Annotated in this window: 3 protein-coding genes; all 3 read left to right on the top strand. The window is 27.6% G+C overall.

The window, feature by feature from the left end:
- The first annotated feature begins 164 nt into the window (after nt 1-164).
- The 3 genes from H9661_RS19220 to H9661_RS19210 are packed head-to-tail and all read left to right on the top strand — an operon-like array spanning nt 165 to nt 3,644.
- Nucleotides 165-1,292, top strand: coding sequence for a tyrosine-type recombinase/integrase (locus tag H9661_RS19220; protein WP_191770418.1), 1,128 nt, complete (start codon nt 165-167; stop codon nt 1,290-1,292).
- Nucleotides 1,285-3,270 carry a tyrosine-type recombinase/integrase gene (locus tag H9661_RS19215; protein WP_191770416.1) on the top strand — a complete coding sequence of 662 codons (1,986 nt, stop codon included), beginning with the start codon at nt 1,285-1,287 and terminating at the stop codon, nt 3,268-3,270. Before H9661_RS19220 ends, H9661_RS19215 begins: the two co-directional genes overlap by 8 nt.
- Entirely contained in the window at nt 3,270-3,644 is a 375-nt protein-coding gene (locus H9661_RS19210) for a DUF6262 family protein (RefSeq protein ID WP_191770414.1), read from the top strand. The genes H9661_RS19215 and H9661_RS19210 overlap by 1 nt, the downstream gene beginning before the upstream one ends.
- Nucleotides 3,645-3,730: the final 86 nt, after the last annotated feature.

Genomic DNA, 3,730 nt, shown 5'->3' with positions numbered 1-3,730 from the left:
AAAGGAATATAGTGTAGGTAATTAGATAGTATTTATAGTAGTTTAAATATACTCTTATAATATATGTAATACTTGGAATAATAAATATATAGTTGTAATGATTATAGTGTTTATAGTAAACTAAGTGTAGAATAAAGTAGAATTATAGGAGTGTATATAGAACTATGGAAGTAGTAAAGGTAAAAACAGAAGGTGGAAAAGAAAGGTACTTTGTAGCAGATGATAATGGATTACCAATAGAGCCTATATTAAAGTTTATTAGGTTTAAGGATAACACCAATTATGCAAGAAATACTTTAAGAATGTATTGTCAGCATTTAAAACTATACTTTGAGTATCTACAACAAAGAGAGTTAGATTTTCAAAAAGTAACTATTGATGATTTAGCCTTATTTGTAAACTGGTTGCAAAATCCATATAAAAGTATGAAAGTAATTCCAGCGCATCAAGTAGAAACAGCAAGAAGTCCGAGGACAGTAAATATTGTTATAAATACTGTTTTAATGTTCTATGACTACATTTTAAGACATGAGGAATATAGCAATAATATATCGGATAGACTTAGAAAATTTGTATCTACTCCAAGTAGAAATTTTAAAGGATTTTTATACGGAATAGCTTATGAACAAAAGAAAGTTACAAGTAATATATTAAGGCTTAAAGTTCCAAAGTATAAACCTAAAACTTTAACTAAAGAAGAAATAACTATACTTATAAATACCTGCAATAACTTTCGAGATAAGTTCCTGCTAAATTTGTTATATGAAACTGGCATACGCATCGGCGAAGCCTTGTCATTATGGATTGAAGACTTTGATATAAGTGATATGGTAATTGACATTAAAGACCGAGGTGAACTTGAAAACTATGCTGAAATAAAGACAGTTTCAAGCCCTAGGAGAATAGATATATCCCAGAATTTAATCGATATGTTCATGGAATATGTAGCTGAATATCATACAGAAGAAGTTGAAACCAATCATGTATTTATAAAAGTACATGGTGCTAATAAATATAAACCTATGAATTATACTGATGTAGATAATTTATTTAGAACGTTAAAAAAAATAACGGGCATATATGTTACACCACATATGTTCAGACATAGCTCATTAACATTATTAAGAATGGCAGGGTGGCAACCAGAACTATTAAGAATAAGAGCAGGACATAAAAATATTTATACTACTTTAAACACTTATATACACCCCTCCGATGAAGAAATAACCGAAGAGTTCAATAGAACTCGACCTAATTTAGATTTGGATATTTACAACAAGGAGGATGAATAAAGTGAGAAATTTGCAAGAGATAAAAAGTAATCAACAAAGTAAGTATGATGAAATAATAACATATCTTGGCCAAGATAATGGATATTGGTTAGAAAATGACATTTGGGATATCGAATGTGGAGTTTTTAAAGTCGTTGAGTACAAGGTTAATAGTAAAAATATCAAATTTGATTTTATTAAAAATACAATTCTAAAGAATGAAATTAAATATTACATTGTATATTCCTTGAAAAATAATTATCTTTCGTTGAGCAAAGTGTTGAATGAACAACAATATGCTATTAAATACCTAATAAATTATATTGAAAAGTTTTGTTCTAATAAAAATAGTTTTAATGATATAGTAATTGAAAATTCTAAATGGAAATTATTTTTGGTTAATGAAGGATTAAACCTTAACAAAAAACAAGAAATTCATAATACTACTTATAAATGTATCCATAATGCGTTAGTAGATTTTATTAAAGATTTCTACGATGATAGAGAAGAAACTGAAAAAGATATATGGTATTCAAAGAATATTAAAGGTGTAAAGAAAAGTGCGACATCAGACAGGATAGCAACATCAATAAGGTTTATAGAAATTCCATTATATTATAGGGAAATAATTAAAAGATATTTTAGGACTATAATAACCAAAAAAAGTTGGGCTCATTGTGTTCAAATTTTAAACAAATTAAAGTTCTTCTTTAATTATTTTTATTCAAATGGATATACAGATAGTTTTATTGAAACTTTAAATAGAGATGATGTTGAAAAATATTTATACCATATAGGAAATGAAAGAAAAGAAAAAAATCCTACTGAAACAAGTAAATATATCTCTTATGTAAGAACATTTTTAGAATATATTCAAATGGCTCAATATGATAAAGCACCTAAAAAAGAAGTATCGTTTTTAATATTTCAAGATGATATTCCTAAAAGAGAATTAAATAAAGATGAAGTCAAGAAAGCTAAATTTATTCCAGAGCCTATTTTGAAACAATTAGATAATAATATTATGGACTTAGATAGATCACAATATATACCTATTTATATACTTCTTAGGGAAACAGGATGGCGTGGTACTGATATACTAAATCTCAGATATCATAATTGCTTAGAACAGATTTGGAATAGTAAAGAAGAGAAATATAATTATTATCTTTGTGGTGAAATAACTAAAACTGGCATAGCTGAACTTAAAATACCAATAAGAGATAAAGTTGCTGAAATGGTTCAAAAAGCTATTGATAAAGCTAAAGAATTGAGTACAGAAGAAAATAATCCTAAGAAGTATTTGTTTAATACTTATGAAGGGAAATTGAAAGGTAAACCGCTAGCGAAGCAAAACTTATTAGCAACCATCAAAAGACTCATTGAGCAAAAAGATATTAGAGATGTTAATAGTGAGTTATATCATTTTAGACTTCATTCATTAAGACATACAAGGGCTAAAGAATATGTTGAGCAAGGTATGGGAATAAGTATTATTCAACAAATTTTAGGTCATCAAAGCCTTCAAATGACTGTTCATTATACTACAGTAACAGAAAATACACTCTACGAGAAATGGAAGAATACAGAGGATTTAGAATTATTCAAAGTTGATACTACAACTAATGAACTTATCGAAGTGGATACTTCTTCTACAGAAGGTGAAAATCTTATTCGATATGAATATGTTAAAAAGAATTTAGATGCCGTAAGAGTACCTTTTGGAGTATGCTTTAAAGCCTCTAAATTACCTTGTAAGCAACAGATGAACCATTGCTTAACTTGTGCAAGTTTCTGCACCACAGTTGAGAATATACCTGAATATGAAGAAGAAATTGAAAAGGTTAAATCCCAAATAGAAATAAGTAATAGATGTGGTAGAGAACTTTGGGCAGAAAAGAATAAACAGTATTTAAATATATTGGAGCAAACATTAGAAAAAGTTAAAGAACATAAATTAGTTCATAAGAATAGCAAGTCAAGGGAGGATATAGTTTAATGGCTGATAACACTAAAGGATTAAAAGAATATGCTTTACAAAGGTCTAAAATGGCTTTAGATAAGGTTGATAAGGCTATTAGAGAACTCTCTTTGACTGAACAGAAAATTAACTTTAATAGTGTTTCACAACTTAGTGGAGTGTCTAAGACGTTCCTCTATAACAATCAGGAAATCAAAAAAAGAATTGAAGAACTTCGAGATAAGCAAGTAAGTAGAACTATAAATCAAAGAGCCAAATATGATAAAACTTCAAAATCAAAAGATATCATCATAATGGCTAAAGATAAAAAGATAAAAGAATTAGAAGAAGAAAATAAAAAACTCAAAGAACAATTAGAAGTTCTTAGAGGTAAGTTATATGAAAAATTATAGACTACATAAATTATATGTAGTCTATGTATAAAACAAGTGAAATAAAGACTTGTGTTGAGACATACACGAGATATTAAAAGGAGAAG

This window comes from Clostridium cibarium, assembly GCF_014836335.1.
In the GTDB taxonomy this organism is placed as follows: Bacteria; Bacillota; Clostridia; order Clostridiales; family Clostridiaceae; genus Clostridium; species Clostridium cibarium.
This window is presented reverse-complemented; position numbering and strand designations above follow the sequence as displayed.

Coding starts and splice junctions, on each gene's coding strand:
- H9661_RS19220 (WP_191770418.1), top strand. CDS start 165: ATGGAAGTAGTAAAGGTAAAAACAGAAGGTGGAAAAGAAAGGTACTTT.
- H9661_RS19215 (WP_191770416.1), top strand. CDS start 1,285: ATGAATAAAGTGAGAAATTTGCAAGAGATAAAAAGTAATCAACAAAGT.
- H9661_RS19210 (WP_191770414.1), top strand. CDS start 3,270: ATGGCTGATAACACTAAAGGATTAAAAGAATATGCTTTACAAAGGTCT.